This is a genomic window from Streptomyces daghestanicus (assembly GCF_020521275.1).
Taxonomy (GTDB): Bacteria; Actinomycetota; Actinomycetes; order Streptomycetales; family Streptomycetaceae; genus Streptomyces; species Streptomyces griseoviridis.
In genome coordinates, this window is sequence record NZ_BNDX01000018.1 from 583,324 (window position 1) to 597,084 (window position 13,761).

At 74.9% G+C, this 13,761-nt stretch carries 12 protein-coding genes; 6 read left to right on the top strand and 6 right to left on the bottom strand.

Translation table 11 applies throughout. From position 1 onward, the window contains the following. The first annotated feature begins 352 nt into the window (after positions 1–352). Genes Sdagh_RS35150 through Sdagh_RS35170 form a run of 5 tightly spaced genes read left to right on the top strand, consistent with a single transcriptional unit; the run spans position 353 to position 5,657 of the window. Positions 353–1,420 carry a phytanoyl-CoA dioxygenase family protein gene (locus Sdagh_RS35150; protein WP_190076514.1) on the top strand — a complete coding sequence of 356 codons (1,068 nt, stop codon included), beginning with the start codon at positions 353–355 and terminating at the stop codon, positions 1,418–1,420. Continuing rightward, positions 1,402–2,721 carry a DUF6271 family protein gene (locus Sdagh_RS35155; RefSeq protein WP_190076515.1) on the top strand — a complete coding sequence of 440 codons (1,320 nt, stop codon included), beginning with the start codon at positions 1,402–1,404 and terminating at the stop codon, positions 2,719–2,721. Before Sdagh_RS35150 ends, Sdagh_RS35155 begins: the two co-directional genes overlap by 19 nt. Further along, positions 2,718–3,923 carry a type III PLP-dependent enzyme domain-containing protein gene (locus Sdagh_RS35160; RefSeq protein WP_226536187.1) on the top strand — a complete coding sequence of 402 codons (1,206 nt, stop codon included), beginning with the start codon at positions 2,718–2,720 and terminating at the stop codon, positions 3,921–3,923. The genes Sdagh_RS35155 and Sdagh_RS35160 overlap by 4 nt, the downstream gene beginning before the upstream one ends. Next, a complete protein-coding gene (locus Sdagh_RS35165; protein ID WP_189414268.1) occupies positions 3,916–4,446 on the top strand; it encodes a GNAT family N-acetyltransferase in 531 nt (176 codons plus the stop codon). The genes Sdagh_RS35160 and Sdagh_RS35165 overlap by 8 nt, the downstream gene beginning before the upstream one ends. A gap of 5 nt (positions 4,447–4,451) precedes the next feature. Continuing rightward, a complete protein-coding gene (locus Sdagh_RS35170) occupies positions 4,452–5,657 on the top strand; it encodes an MFS transporter (RefSeq protein WP_190076516.1) in 1,206 nt (401 codons plus the stop codon). Here Sdagh_RS35170 and Sdagh_RS35175 read toward each other — a convergent pair. Beyond that, positions 5,626–6,360 carry a L,D-transpeptidase family protein gene (locus Sdagh_RS35175; RefSeq protein ID WP_190076517.1) on the bottom strand — a complete coding sequence of 245 codons (735 nt, stop codon included), beginning with the start codon at positions 6,358–6,360 and terminating at the stop codon, positions 5,626–5,628. The genes Sdagh_RS35170 and Sdagh_RS35175 overlap by 32 nt on opposite strands. A gap of 257 nt (positions 6,361–6,617) precedes the next feature. On the opposite strand from Sdagh_RS35175, the gene Sdagh_RS35180 reads away from it, so the two are divergent. Further along, the gene (locus Sdagh_RS35180; protein WP_504967641.1) at positions 6,618–7,904 is read left to right on the top strand and encodes a flavin-containing monooxygenase; all 1,287 of its coding nucleotides are present in this window, start codon (positions 6,618–6,620) and stop codon (positions 7,902–7,904) included. 66 nt (positions 7,905–7,970) lie between these two features. On the opposite strand, the gene Sdagh_RS35185 is transcribed toward Sdagh_RS35180, so the two are convergent. The 5 genes from Sdagh_RS35185 to Sdagh_RS35205 all read right to left on the bottom strand — a co-directional run bounded on the left by Sdagh_RS35185 (position 7,971) and on the right by Sdagh_RS35205 (position 13,689). Further along, positions 7,971–9,098 (bottom strand): tryptophan dimethylallyltransferase family protein, encoded by a 1,128-nt coding sequence (locus Sdagh_RS35185; protein WP_190076518.1) that lies wholly within the window; start codon positions 9,096–9,098, stop codon positions 7,971–7,973. A gap of 220 nt (positions 9,099–9,318) precedes the next feature. Next, on the bottom strand, positions 9,319–10,707 hold the full coding sequence (locus tag Sdagh_RS35190; RefSeq protein WP_189414272.1) for a cytochrome P450: 1,389 nt from the start codon (positions 10,705–10,707) through the stop codon (positions 9,319–9,321). Between the two features lie 225 nt (positions 10,708–10,932). Next, a complete protein-coding gene (ssuE, locus tag Sdagh_RS35195; RefSeq protein ID WP_189414273.1) occupies positions 10,933–11,490 on the bottom strand; it encodes an NADPH-dependent FMN reductase in 558 nt (185 codons plus the stop codon). A gap of 48 nt (positions 11,491–11,538) precedes the next feature. Then, on the bottom strand, positions 11,539–12,312 hold the full coding sequence (locus Sdagh_RS35200; protein ID WP_189414274.1) for an alpha/beta hydrolase: 774 nt from the start codon (positions 12,310–12,312) through the stop codon (positions 11,539–11,541). Between the two features lie 36 nt (positions 12,313–12,348). Continuing rightward, entirely contained in the window at positions 12,349–13,689 is a 1,341-nt protein-coding gene (locus Sdagh_RS35205) for an NtaA/DmoA family FMN-dependent monooxygenase (protein WP_189414275.1), read from the bottom strand. Positions 13,690–13,761 lie beyond the last annotated feature (72 nt).

Genomic DNA, 13,761 nt, shown 5'->3' on the forward strand with positions numbered 1-13,761 from the left:
GCCTTTCGGACGGGGCGGATACGACACCGGTGCCGACCCTGCTTCTTGGTACGGACCAAGCACACGATGCGCCCAGGCTAACCAGGTGTGTCAAGGGTCGAGCCGGGATCGAGGATCTTGAATTCGTGTCAACAGCGCAGCCTGTGACGGGTGTTGACACCGTCACTTGGTCTAGTCCATTGTGAGGCCACGTTCGGCGAGTGGCACAGCAGACCGGTGACCGCCGCCCCCTCCGCTCCGCCACCCGGCCCGAGCGGAATCCCGCAGCCCCCTCCCGCGTGCGCACCGCGGCACGCCCTCCGCACAGACCGCCGTCCACGGCAGGCGCGACGGCGACGACTTGGAGCACCCCATGGCGACACCCGACCCCTACCTGCACCGAGCCGCCTCGGACGTCCCCTACTTCAGCGCCGACGCGGACACGTACCTCGCCCGCACCCCGCTGCGCGACCTGACCAAGACCCGGCCCCTGCGGGTGCTGACCGAGGAGCAGTTCGCGCACTGGCAGACGTACGGCTACACCGTCGTCGAGCAGGCGATACCCGCCGAGTCGGCCCGGCGGCTGCTGGACTTCGCCTGGGAGTTCCAGGGCCTCGACCCGGACCGCCCGGAGACCTGGTACGAGGAGCGCGAGTACCGCAGCGACCTCGACCGCGAACTGCACGTCTACGGCTTCGTCGAGGCCTACCACCACCAGCTCATCTGGGACAGCCGCCAGGCCCGGCGGGTCTACGACGCCTTCGTCGACGTGTGGGACTGCGAGGAGCTGTGGGTCACCCTCGACCGGCTCAACCTCAACCCGCCCAACGTCAAGAACCGCGACCGGGCCCTCATCGAGCAGCGCGAGCGCGGCTTCGACATCGAACTCCACTGGGACGTCGACACCACTCTCGGGGTCCTGCCACAGCGTGTGCAGGGCATCATCGCCCTCAACGACACCGAGAACGACCACGGCGGCTTCCAGTGCTGCCCGGAACTCTTCCGCCGCTTCGACCGCTGGAAGGTCACCCAGCCCGACGACCGCGACCCCATCCGGCCCGTGATCGACCGCACCGAGATGCCCGTCGTACGGCCCGGCCTCAAGGCCGGCGACCTGCTCATCTGGAACGGGCTGCTCGCCCACGGAGTCGCCCCCAACACCTCGGGCGGCGGGGTGCGCGCCGTGCAGTACCTGTCGATGATGCCCGCCCTGGAGGAGCACACGGAACTGCGCCGCTCCCGCGTCGAGTCCTGGCGCACCCTCGCCACCCCCGACTGGAACGCCACCCTCCTCGGCGACGCCGTCCGGCCCGAGTCCGAGCGCTACCCGACCGCCGGACTGACCGGCCTGGGCGCCCGGTTGCTCGGCCTGAGGTCCTGGCACGAGGACGGCGACACCGACGAGGCCACCGGGGACGCATCATGCGCCGCATCTGCCTGACCCTGCCGACCGACCGGGCCTGCCCGGACACCGTCGCCGCCCTCGGCGCCGAGGCCGGGTACGCCGCCGACCACGCCGGCGTCGAGGTGGCGGTGCTGATCCTCGACTCCTGCCCGCCCGCCGTGCGCGCCGCCCACGCCGCCGTGGTACGGCGTCTGCCCGCCCACCCGCGCGTCACCGTCCACCACCTCGACGAGGCCGCCCAGCGCGACTTCCTCACCCGCGCCCTCACCCGCTCCGGCGCCGCCAAGCCCGACCTGCTGCTCGACCTCCTCCTGCCCGACGGCCTCTCCTACGGCGCCTGCACCGACCGCGCCTTCCTGATCGCCGCCGCCCTCGGCTGCGCCTCCGTGCACCGTCGCGACTCCGACAGCCGCTACCAGGTACTGGACGGCCGTACCGTCTTCCCCGTCCACCACGAACTGGCCTCCCTCGGCCGCCGCGCCGCCGACGCCGCGGCCGGCGTCACCGCCACCGACCTGCCGGCGGACTGCCGCGACCGGCGCGTGGCGATGACGGGCGCCTCCTTCATCGGCGAACTCTCCGTGGACATCGCCGAGATGCGCGCCGCCGACCCGGACGCCTACCGCGACGTGGTCGGCCTGTGGGCCCCCGCCCACTGGTCCGCCGCCGCCAAGCGGGACCTGGCCGACGAGTCCTTCCGCGGCGCGGGCACCACGCCCTTCACCGCCGACCACTCCCTGCTGACCCTGGTCGACCCGATGCGCGTCGACATGTGCAACATCGCCTTCCACGGCGTGCACGAACGCGTCCCGCTGCCACCCGCCCGGGACACCATCGGCAGCGACTACTTCCTCATCCACCTGGTCCACGACGCCCGCCTGCCCGGAGTCCTGCACAACCGGCACATCGTCAACTACCACACCGGCGAACGCCGTACCGGCACCGGCTTCCGCGCCTACCAGCTCCGCTTCGTCAAGTTCCTCCTCTCCATGCTCTACTTCCACGCCGTCTACGACGGGATGGCCGCCGCCGGCGACACCCTGCTGGACGCGGACGGCCGGGTCCGCCCGGACGCCGTCGCGGCCCTGGCCCGGGAGAGCACCGGACTGGACCGGACGGAGAACACCGAGCGCCTGGCCGCGGTCGACACCGCCTACCGGCGCCTCGGCGGCCGGTACGCCGACGTCGCCGACCTGCTCGCCGGCCGCCGCGACCGCCTGCTGGACGAGGCCCGCGACGACATGGCCGACTTCGCGCTGCTGACCGAGGCCTGGGAACCGCTGATCGCGGCAGCCCGGACCACCCCGCTCACCGCACCGCCCGGACAGCCCCGGTGAGCACCACGACCCGCACGGCCCCCGGGCCCGGCGCCCGCCTGGCCGGCGCGCTCGCCGCCGCCACCACGGACCGGCTCGTCCTCGACCTCACCGGCATCGAGCACGGCCTCGCCGCGCTCCGCCGCGAACTGCCCGGCGTCCACGTCCGGTTCGCCCTCAAGGCGTGCCCGGCGGACGAGGTCGTCACCACCCTCGCCCGGGCGGGCGCCGGCGCCGACGCGGCCGGCCCCGCCGAGATCGAACAGGCCCTGCGGTGCGGCGTACCGGCCGACCGCGTCCACTACGGCAACACCGTCAAGTCCGACCGGCACATCGCCGCCGCCCACCGGCTCGGCGTACGCCTCTTCGCCACCGACAGCCGGGAGGACGTCGCCGCCCTCGCCGCGCACGCCCCCGGCGCCCGCGTCTTCTGCCGGGTCGCGACCGGGGGAGAGGGCGCGCTGTGGGGCCTCAGCCACAAGTTCGGCTGCCCGCCCGCGCAGGCGGCCGGCGTCCTCGAACTCGCCCGCGACCTGGGCCTGGTGCCCTCCGGGCTCTCCGTGCACGTCGGCTCCCAGCAGATGACGGCCGGGGCGTGGCGCACGGCCGTGGCCGACCTCGGCGAGGTGCTGCGCGCCCTGCGCCACCGCGGGATCACCCTCGACCACGTGAACCTCGGCGGCGGCCTCCCCGCCCGCGGCTACCTCGACCGGCACGGCCGGCGGCTCGACCCGCCGCTGGACAAGATCTTCGCCGTGCTCCGGGAGGGCATGGACGCGCTGCGCCGGGCGCACGGCGGCCCACTGGAGTTCGTCGTCGAACCCGGCCGGTACCTCGTCGCCGACCACGGCGCCGTCCGCGCCCACGTCGCCCGGCTCGCCCGCCGCAGCGGACCCGACGGCACGGACCGGTACTGGCTCTACCTGAGCTGCGGAAAGTTCAACGGGCTCTACGAGATGGACGCCCTCCAGTACCGGCTGGTGTTCCCCGGCCACCCCGGCGGCGACACCGTCCCGGCCGTCGTCGCCGGACCCACCTGCGACAGCGACGACGCCTACTCCCACGAGGCCGGCAGCCTGGTCCGGGTGCCCCGCGCCCTGGCCTCCGGCGACCCCGTCTGGGTGCTGTCCGCCGGTGCCTACGCCCTCAGCTACACCACCCGCGGCTTCAACGGCTTCCCCCCGCTGCCCTGCCACACGGTCACCGGAGGCACCGATGACTGAGCCGCCCCGCGAGCCGGTACGGATCCGCCCGCTCACCGGCGCCGACTGGGACGCCGTCGTCTCCCTGGAGCACGCCGCCTACGCGCCGCTGGGCCTCTCCGAGGGACGCGCCGCCCTCCAGTCCCGGGCCGCCGCCTCACCGGGGACCTGCTTCGTGGCCGACGTCGGCGGCCGGCCCGCCGGCTACCTGCTCGCCCTGCCCTACCCGGCCCTCGCCTGCCCCGACCTCGGCCGTGCCGGGGAACCGCCCGGCCCCCCGGCGGGCAACCTGCACCTGCACGACCTCGTCGTCGCGCCCGGCCTGCGCCGCCGGGGACTGGGCCGCCACCTGCTGCGCCGGCTCACCGGCACCGCGCGAACCCGCGGCGACCGGCGGATCTCCCTCGTCGCCGTCGGCGGCAGCGAACGGTACTGGTCCGCCCGGGGCTTCACACCCCACCCGGATGTCACCCCCTCCGGCGGCTACGGCGCCGGCGCCGTCTACATGTCCCGGCCGGTGCCGGACCCGCACGAAGCGAGCTGATCCACGTGACCCGACTCCACGACCCCTTCCGGCGCGGACAGCTGGCCGCCGCCGCGCTGTTCTGCTCCCTCGGCTTCCAGTACGCCACCTGGGCCGCGCGCATCCCCGCCGTCAAGACGGACCTCGGTCTGAGCCCGTCCGAGGTGGGCGTGCTGCTGATGGCCGCCGGCGTCGGCGCCGCGGTCTCCTTCCCGCTGGTGGCCTGGCTGATGCGGCGCCTCGGATCGCGCCGCCTCGCCCTGCTCTCCCAGCTCTGCCTCGCCCTGCTCCTGCTCGCCCTGGCGGCGGCCCCGGACTACCGGACGGCCCTGCTGGTGATGGGTGTCGACGGTGTGCTCGTGGGCTGTCTGAACGTCGCCATGAACGCCCAGGGTGCCGCCCTGGAGGCCCGGTTCGAGCGGACCACCATGGCCCGGCTGCACGCCACGTTCAGCGCCGGGTCGCTGCTCGCCGCCCTGGTCGCCTCCGGCATGACCGCGTTCACCGAGTCCGTCGCGGCGCACTTCGGCGTCGCGGTCGCCCTGCTGCTGGCCCTGGGCGCCGTCGCGCGCACCGGACTGCTCACCGAGGAGACCGCCGCGCCGGCGCCCGCGCCCGGACGGAAGAAGCGCAGGAGCCGGTCCCTGCCGAGCGCGCTCACCCTGTGGATGTGCTGCGCCATGGTCTTCGGCACCGTCGCCGAGGGCGCCATGAACGACTGGTCCGCCCTGTACCTGAAGGACGTCGCCGGGGCGTCGGCCCGGCTCGCGCCGCTCGGGATCGCCGTGGTGTCCGGCGCGATGCTGCTCGCCCGGCTCTTCGCCGACGGCCGGCGCGAACGCTGGGGCGACCGGCGGGTCGTCCTCCTCGGCAGCGCGCTCGCCGCGACGGCGCTGGCCTGCGCGCTGCTGGCCAGCGGGGTGCTGCCCGCCCTGATCGGCTTCGCCTTCGTCGGCCTCGGCGTCGCCGCCGTGACACCCTGCGTCTACGCGGCGGCGGCCCGGCAGGGCTCCGACGCCCTCACCCTCGTCGCCGCCATGGGCACCACCGGTCTGCTGGCCGGGCCGCCGTTCATCGGCTTCCTCGCGGACGCCGGCGGCCTGGCCTGGGGGATGGCCGCCGTCGCCGGATCGGCAGCGGTGGTGACCCTGTGCGCCACCCGGATCCGCTGGGAGCCGGCGCCCGCCCCGGCCGCCCCGGTCACTCTGCCAGAGCCGCCTCGGGTCCCATGACGACCACCGGCTTCTTCGCCGGGTCCAGCTCCCGCAGCAGGACGCGCATGTGCTCCTCGCTCAGCGAGACGCAGGCGTTGGTCGGCCCGTCGTGGTCGACGTGGAGCCACACCCCGCCGCCCTTCTCCTCACCCAGCGGACGGGTGTTGTCCAGCGGGGTGGTGCCGGGCACCCGGTTGTAGTCGATGGCGACGACGTAGTCGAAGGAGCCCTCCAGCGACTCCCCGAAGTGCCCGGTGCCCTCGGCGTGGAAGTCCGGGTCCTCGTCGTAGGGGAGCTTCGCCCACGGTGCGGGCAGCCGCCCTCCGGCGTCGGTGAGGGTGAACACGCCGATGGGGGTGCGCAGGTCGCCCGCCTCGTGGTCGCGGGTCCAGCCGCGCAGCCCGTTGTGCGCCGGCCAGGGACCGGCGACCGCCCGCCAGCCGTGGTCGGCGCCCCGCTCGTAGAGCACGACCCGGGCGCGGTTGCCGTCCTCCGTGGTGCCCCGCACCACCACGGCCTGCCGGGCGGCGGCCGGGACCCGGGCGCGCAGGGCGGGCCCCACCCCGGGCAGGGGCCGGGCGGCCGTCCGCGCCGGGGCGGCACCGGGCGCGGGCGTCCCTTGCGAAGAGGTGCCGCGTGGCTCCGGGGTACAGCCGGTTCCCAGCAGGCCGGCGCAGACCGCGGCGCCGAGCGCACAGGCCAGGGCTTTCCTCAGGGTCATACCGTTCTCCGACTCCGTACGTGTCCCAGACATGCTTGACCGCTTCCGGCGCCGGTTTCCCGCAGGCCGCCCCGCCTCCCCCGTTCGGCGCAGACGGCGGGTCCGCGGGGCGGGCCGGTCCGCCGCCGGGGGTGTGAGCGGTGACACGCCCGCTCTTCCGCCGGTCCGGTGTGTGAGGAGTTGTGAAGGGGAAGTGAAGGTGCGTTCGGTGTGCGCGGGACGGGGCGGCTGCCGTGGGGGCGAAGGTGCGGGTGTGCGTGATCGGCGCGGGACTGTCGGGGCTGGCGGTGGGCCGTGCCCTCAAGGAGAGCGGTGTCGACTTCACGGGCTTCGACCGGGCGCCCGACGCCGGCGGCATCTGGCGGCAGCCGGGCGCCGGTGAGCGCGGCCCGGGGTACCGGACGCTGCACCTGAACACGGCCAAGGACCTGACCGGTTACGCCGGCTGTCCGATGCCTTCCTCCTACCCGCTCTACCCCCGGCACACCGAGGTCGCCGCCTACCTGCGGGACTTCGCCGAGCGGGCCGGGCTCCTCGACCACTTCGCCTTCCGCACCGAGGTGACATCGGTGCGGCCGGCCGGCGACGGCGCCTGGACCGTCGCCGGCCGGGACGCCGACGGCACGGAGGCGTCCCGCCGGTTCACCCATGTGGTCGTCGCCTCCGGCCACCACACCGAGCCGGCCCTGCCCGACCCCCTGCCGCCGGGCGCGGACACCTTCACCGGGCGGACGCTGCACGCCCTCGACTACCAGGACGGCGCCGCCTTCACCGGCCGGCGGGTGGTCGTCGTCGGCCTCGGCGCGTCGGCGGTGGACATCGCCGCCGACCTGTCCCGGCACACCGCGCGGACCCTGCTCTCGGTCCGCCGGGGCCTGCACATCGTCCCCAAGCAGCTCTACGGCATGTCCGTCGACCAGATCGCCGAGGCGCCCTGGTTCCAGGAGATGTCCCTGGCCGGGCAGCGGGAGTTCTGCGAGGAGGCGCTGCGCGTCGCCCGGGGCCGCCTCGCCGACTACGGCCTGCCCGAGCCCGACCACCCCGTCTTCTCCTCGGCCGTGACCATCTCCGACGAGATCCTCAGCCGCATCCGGCACGGCGCCGTGCACCCCCGGCCCGCGATCACCTCGTTCGACGGCGACCGGGTCGTCTTCGCCGACGGCACCGCGGAGCCGGCCGACGCGGTGGTCTACTGCACCGGCTACCGCATGGACTTCCCGTTCCTGCCCGCCGGCTGCCCGCTCGCCCCGGACGGCGCGGTCGAGCTGTACCGGAGGGTGGCCGCGCCCGGCCTGCCCGGCCTGTACTTCGCCGGCCTGGTGCGGCCCGTGGGCGCCATCACCCGGCTGGTCGAGGCCCAGGCACGCTGGATCACCCGGCTCGTCACCGGCACCGCCGTCCTGCCGGCCGAGGACGTGATGCGCGAGGAGATCGCCGGATACCTCGACGCCGTCGCCGAGCGGTACGGCAGGACCCAGGGCTCCTCCATCCAGGTCGACGTGGGCCCCTACCTGACGGAACTGCGCGACGCCCTGGACGAGTGACGTGCGAAACCGTGCCTGGCACGGAGGCTCCCGGCACGCACCCGCCGGGAGCCTTCCCGCGGTCCGCTAGGGGACGGCCGCCGCGCGAGCCGCTCGGCCGGTCCGGGCCGGAGGCCGGACCGCGTACGCCTCCGAGGACAGGTACGCCGTCACCCGGGGCGGCGCGCCCGCCTGGTGGGCCAGCGCCAGATAGGCGACCAGCCCCACGCCGTCCTCGGGGCGGCGCCCGGTCAGCGCCGGCCAGGCGCGGGCGAGCGGGGCGGGGTCCATGCCGTGCCGGCGCAGCACCCGCTCCGCGCGGGCCAGCGCCTCCCGGTCGTCCCCGGCGTAGTCCCGTACCGGGACGTGCAGGGTGAAGCCGCCGGGGACCGGGCCGTCCGGGCCGGTGAAGGCGAGGCAGGTCAGCCCCGGCCGGCCGGTGAGGACCGGCTGCCCGCCGGGGGCGGGGCAGGGTCCGGCGGCCGTGCGGAAGAACTCCGCGACCACCTCCGGACGGGGCCCGTACGCCGCCCGGGACAGCTGCCCGGCCCGCTCGGCCGTGAGGCCGTCGTGGCGGCAGTACACCTTGACCCGGGGCCGCTCCCAGTCCCCGAGGTCGAGGGCGAAGAACGGGTGCCCGTCCGCCTCCGGCAGCGCGGCGGCGGCCGAGCGGTGACCGAGTCGGCACAGCGCACGCAGGACCGTTTCCGCGGACCGCTCGGGCCCGGACGCGCCGGGATTGAGGTAGACCTTGACCCCGGGTACGCCGCCGGGCCGCAGCTCCAGCGCGACCCACAGGGCGAGCGGGCCGTGCGCGTCCGGCGGCAGGAACAGGTCCGCGACCGTGTCGAGCGGCCCGGTGGAGAAGCCCCAGCGCCGCGCCATGGCCCGGACCGCCGCGAGGCCCCGGCGGCCGTTGCGGGCCGGACCGCCCGCCCCCCACCCCGGCTCGACGAGCACCCGGAGCGCGGGGTCCGCGCCCGCCCGGAAGGACAGCGAGAACTCCACCGGGGTGTGGTCGTCGGACAGGAAGGTGGGGTCCGCCGGCGGCAGGTCCAGGGGCCGCCGGGAGAGCGGGCCCAGCGCCTCGGCCAGGACGCCGGCATAAATGCGGGCGTCCGTCCCGGAGAGCCCCGCGACCGCGCACAGACCGCGCAGCTGGGCACCGGTGAACGCCCCCAGGGCCGGTCTGCCGGCGGGCCCGGAGCCGGTCACCGGGCCGTCCCGGCGAGGCGGGGGCCGACAAGGAGATACCCGCCCGGTGGGGCGGGTATCGGGGGGTGTGCCGGGGCCGCCGGCAGGGGATCGGACACCATGGAACGGCCGCCCATGGCACCTCCTTTACGAAATGAGCACATGGTGAAGGCCGCGTGCTCACTACCCCCGCGGTGACACGTTCATGCGGCAGGGACGGGCCGGACGGCGGTTGCCTCCGTCACTTGGTGAGCCAGGTGAGGAACGAACTCCACAGGCCGCCGCGTTCGGGCCGCTGCTCCGGCGCGTCGGCCGGCCGGGGCGGCGCCGCCGGGCGCCGGGACTCCGGAGCCGCCTGGGCCGGCGTGTCCGGTGCCGCCGCGGCGGTCCGCTCCGGCCGGACCGGGGTGAACCGGGCCGGCAGCGTGGCCAGAGCCCGGTTGAAGGGACCCGGCCGCCAGGTCAGGCTGTCCTCGGGGACGGCGAGTCCGATGTCCGGCAACTGGTTGAACAGGTGGTCGATGGCCGCGACGGTGATGTGCCGGGCCGGGTCCTTCGACGGGCAGGCGTGCGGACCCGCGCTCCACGCCAGGTGCGCCCGGTGGCCGCCGGCCCGCCGCGAATGCCCCTGGCCGGCACCCCCGTTGGCCGCCGCGAAGCTCACCATCACCAGGTCGCCCGCCCGGAGGTCCCGGCCGGCGAACTCCATGTCCCTTACCGGGTAGTGCGGCGCGTAGTTGGACATGGGCGGGTTCTCCCACAGCGTGTCGTCCAGCGCCTCCTCGACGAGGCCGCCCTCGCGGGCGTACCGCTCGTGGGTGAGGAGCCGGTGCAGCGTGTTGCCGAGCAGGTTGCGCAGCGGCTCCGCGCCCGCGCCGAGCAGCAGGGCGAGCTGGTGGACCATCTCCTCGTCGCTGAGCCCCGCGTCGTGCCGCATCAGGTGGGAGGTGACGTCATCACCGGGCTGGGCGCGCTTGAGGGCGACGAGTTCGCCGACGGCGCCGAACAGGACCTCGGTGGCCTTCTCGGCGTTGACCCCGTCGAACATGCCGGAGATGCCGAACAGCACCCGGTCGCCGATGCCGGCCGGGCAGCCGAACAGCTCGTTGAAGACGAACAGCGGCAGCTGCTTGGCGTAGTCACCGACCAGGTCGGCCGAACCCCGCGCGGCGAACTGGGAGATGAGGTAGCCGGATATCTGCTCGGTGCTCCGGCTCAGCCGGCGGACGTCCACCCGCGCCATGCTGTCGGTGACCGCCTGACGCAGCCGCACATGGTCGGCGCCGTCCGCGAACATGCAGTTCGGCCGGTACGCCAGCAGCGGCACGACCGGGCTGTCCGGGCCGACCTCGCCCTCGTTGAAGGCACGCCAGCGACGCGCGTCCTTGCGGAAGGAGACCGAGTCGTTCAGCAGCTGGAGGGCGGCCGTGTAGTCGGTGACCAGCGTCGCCTCCACCCCCGGCGCCAGCTCGACCGGCGCGGCGGGGCCGTAGTGCCGCAGGTACGCGTAGTACGCCTCCGGATCGGCGGCGAACTCCGGCCCGTACAGCGGCACCCGGGCACCGGAGCCGTGGGCCGGACAGCCGGGCGGGGGGACCGGGACGGGGGCAGGGGTGGGGCGAGGGTCCATGCGTGCTCTCGATTCCTTGGGACGCGGTGCGGCGGGGCGGACCGGCGCGCTCGGGGTGACGGTGAGGTGCGGTCCTGGTGCCCCGCACTGCCGCGTCCCTGAAGTCGGAGATGTCGTCATCGATCCATGTGCCCGCCCCGCGAACGCGGTGATCGTATCACCGGGCGAACTGATGACATGGGGTCAGGAAACGTGCGTAAACGACTGCCCGTCGTCGGAAGTTGATCACCCGGCCGGTACCGGCGCGGCCGTCCGGCCGCCGAGCGCCGCCGAGAAGCGGTCCGTCACCTCCGCCAGGGCGCGGGCCGTGTCGGGCGCGACGGTCAGGCTCCCGTCCTCGCCGACGGCGAGGCTCCGGTCGAGGGTGAACCAGCCCGGCACGATGTGCGCCGCCCCCATCGAACTGAGCACCGGCCGCAGGGCGTAGTCGATGGCCAGCACATGGGCGGTGCTGCCGCCGGTGGCCAGCGGCAGCACCGTCTTGTCCGCCAGCGCGTACTGGGGGAGCAGGTCGAGCAGCGACTTGAGCAGCCCCGAGTAGGCGGCCTTGTAGACGGGGGTGCCGATCACGACACCGTCCGCCCGCTCGAACCGCGCCGTCGCCTCCACGATCGCCGGGTGGCGGAAGTCGGCGCCGAGCAGTGCCTCGGCCGGGAGGGTGCGCACGTCCAGCGGGACCACCTCGTGGCCCTGCGCGCGGAGCCGGTCGTCGAGGTGGCGCAGGAGCCGCGCCGTACGGGAGGTGGGGGAGGGGCTGCCGGAGACGGAGAGGACGAGAGCCATCGGGGACCTTCCGGGGTAGGAGCCGGGGGCGGGAGCCCCCGGCGGGGTTCACCAGCTGCTGGACTCCACCGTGATGAGTGGCCGCAGTTCGTTGCGCAGGGTCTCCAGGAACGTGACGATCTCCGCCGCCACCGAGCGGTGCTGGAGGTCGTTCAGGACATCGTGGTGGGCGCCGCGGACCACCGAGAGACGGGCCCGGGGGAGCGCGCCGGCGGTACGCCGCAGGGCCGCGTGGTCGGCGAGCGGATCGGAGTCCCCGGCGAGGAGCAGGGCCGGTACGGTGAGGCGGGCACCGGCGGCGGCGTCGAGCAGGGCCTCGGGCAGCGCCTCGTCGAGGGCACCGCGGCGCACCCCAGGGTCCCCGCTGAGCACGGCCCGGTGGGTCGGGCAGGAGGTCCGGACGTCGAGTTCGTGCTCCCAGGTGTCCGCCGGGGCCTGCGCCGCCGGCCGGCCCGGCAGTCCGGCGAGGACCACCGCGTCCGGCGCCACGGCGGCCGGGGTGTCCGCCCGTCCGAGCAGCGCGGCGAGGGCGGCGGCGCCGGAGTCGGCGCCCACCAGGACGAGCGGGCGGGCCACCCCGTCCGCGCCGGCCGTGTCCTCGGCCGCGGCGGCCAGCCGGGCGCCGAAGCGGGCCAGCGAGCCGAGCGGGTCATCGGCGTCGAGGCCGGGGGCGCCGGTCACCCGCACCCGGTAGGCGTCGGCGGCGAGCCGCCTGCCGAGCCGGTCATAGGTCGCCGGGGACTCCCCGCGCCCCGGCACCACGAGCACCGTGCCGCGGGTGAGCAGCCCCTCGGGGGCGTGGTGGTCGGTGTGGTCGGTCATGTCGGACGCTCCTGCGGATACGAGGGGGGACGGTGTTCAGGCGCCGGCGAGGCGGCGCGCCTCGGTGTGGCGGTTGGCCGGGACGGGCAGGCCGAGGTGACCGCGCAGCGTGTCGGCGGTGTACCGGGTGCGGAACAGGCCGCGCTTCTGGAGCAGGGGCACCACCCCGTCGACGAACGGCTCCAGCTCGTCGTCGGTGCGGAAGGCCAGGTTGATGCCGTCGAAGGCGCCGGCGGCGAACCACTCCTCGATGGTGTCCGCGACCGTCTCCGGCGCCCCGACGAAGGGCGAACGCCGGAACTCGTTCACCGACTCCGCCACCTGACGCAGCGTCAGGCCCTGCTCACGGGCGCGTTCGATGATCTGCGCGGCCCCGGTGCGGCCCCCCTTCTCCGCGAGGTGCGCGACGTCCGGGAAGGGCGCGTCGAGGTCGTGGACGGCGAAGTCGTACGCGCCGAAGGACCGGCCGAGCAGGGCGAGGTTGCGGTCGAAGTCGTTGTCCTCCTCGAAGATCTCCCGCTCCCGGCGCCGGGCGGCCTCGTCGGTGGCGGCCACCACCGGACCGCCGTGGACGAAGATCTTGATGTGGTCGGGGTCGCGCCCGTGGGCGGCGGTGCGCCGCTTGACGTCGGCGTAGTACTCCCGGGCCTGCTCCAGCGAGCCGCCCGGCGCGTAGACGCCCTCGGCGACCCGTGCGGCCAGGTCCCGGCCCTCCTCCGAGACCCCCGCCTGGAAGATGACCGGCTGGCCCTGCGGCGAGCGGGAGATGTTGAGCGGGCCGGCCACCTTGAAGTGCTCGCCGACGTGGTCGAGGGCGTGCAGCCTGGCCGGGTCCAGGAAGACGTTCCGCTCGACATCGGCCGGGAAGGCGTCGTCCTCGTAGGAGTCCCACAGGCCGCGGGCGACCTCCACGGACTCCAGGGCGCGTCCGTAGCGGGTGGCGTAGTCGAGGTGCTCGTCCAGCCCGTAGTTGCGGGAGGTTCCGGTGTCGAAGCTGGTGACGACGTTCCACCCGGCCCGTCCGCCGCTGATGTGGTCCAGCGAGGCGAACCGCCGGGCCAGGTTGAAGGGGGAGTTGTACGTCGAGCTGGCCGTGCCGACCAGCCCGATGCGCGAGGTGTGGGTGGCGACCGCGGAGAGCAGGGTGAGCGGTTCGAGCCGGTTGAGGTAGTGGGACGGGTAGGTGGCGTTGATGAACTGGCTGTCCACGATGAACAGCGCGTCGAACAGGGCGTGTTCGGCGGCCTGGGCCTGCCGGATGTAGTAACCGATGTCGATGCTGGCGTTCTTCGCGACGCGCGGGTCCTTCCACAGGCCGTGCTGGCCGGGGCCGCCGACGCCGTAGGGGTGCAGGGCGAGGTGGAGCGTGCGGGACATGGGGGTCCTGTCTGTGCGAGGGGCGGAAGGGACTCGGTGGGGAGGCTCGGTGGCGCAGGCCCGGTGTGAGGG